Genomic DNA, 904 nt, shown 5'->3' with positions numbered 1-904 from the left:
CCGAGACGCCGAGGTCTGAAAGCGTCTGCCCGAAGCGGAAAGACGTGTAGGTCGAGCCGCGGTCGCTGTGATGGATCAAGCCGGCGGATGCCTGGCGGGTCCACATCGCGTACTCGAACGCACCCAGGACCAGGTCGGTGTCGCATCGGTCGGAGGTCTTCCAGCCCACGATCCGCCGCGAATACACATCCCGCACCGCTACCAGCCAGAAAACCCCTTCGCCGCAGGGAATCCGGGTGGCGTCCGCGACCCACAACTGGTTCGGCGTGGTCGCGGTGAAGTCCCGGTTGACCAGGTCCGGGGCCGGCTCGCCCCTCGGGTTCTGCCGGGTTGATCCGCCGTTCTTCCAGCCCTTGCGCCCGAATGCGCCCTGCCAGCCCTGGCCGGCCATCAACCGTTCCACTCGCTTACGGCCGATGAAAAAGCCGTCTCTGCGCAGTTGCTGGTGGACGCGGTCAGCTCCGTAGGTGTGTCCGGAGTTCTCCCATATCTCGAAGATGTTCGTCAGCAGTCCTCGATCGACTTCGGCCCGTTCGCACGGGTCTGTTTCCTGGCGGCGCCAGTTGTAGTAGGTCGAGGTCGCGAAGTTCAGGACCCGTAACAGGAGCGCGACTGCGAACTGGCCACTGTGTTCATCGATGAACCTCATGACCGTCGCCGGGTCGGGCCGAGCTCCGACGCGAAATACGCGCTGGCAGAACGGAAAATCTCGTTCACACGCTGCAGTTCGGCGACCTCCGCCCGCAACTGCCGGTTCTCCTGGACCAGCTCTGCAGCACTCTCACCGGGCCTGGAGCCTTCGTTCTGGATCTTCTCGGCCTGACGGATCCAGTTACGCAAGGCCTCGTGATGCACGCCCAGCTGCTCGGCCAGACGCCGGACCGTGGGCTTCGGATCTGACTGC

At 64.5% G+C, this 904-nt stretch carries 2 protein-coding genes; both read right to left on the bottom strand.

Annotation, left to right across the window (positions count from 1 at the left end; genetic code table 11):
- Positions 1 to 649 (bottom strand): IS3 family transposase (locus KIH74_RS35640; RefSeq protein ID WP_214160871.1); only part of this gene is annotated, 649 nt, incomplete at its 3' end.
- The coding region (locus KIH74_RS35635) for a transposase (protein WP_214160870.1) at positions 646 to 904 on the bottom strand (259 nt) is incomplete at its 5' end. The genes KIH74_RS35640 and KIH74_RS35635, both read right to left, overlap by 4 nt.

The organism is Kineosporia corallincola, assembly GCF_018499875.1.
GTDB lineage: Bacteria > Actinomycetota > Actinomycetes > Actinomycetales > Kineosporiaceae > Kineosporia > Kineosporia corallincola.
This window is presented reverse-complemented; position numbering and strand designations above follow the sequence as displayed.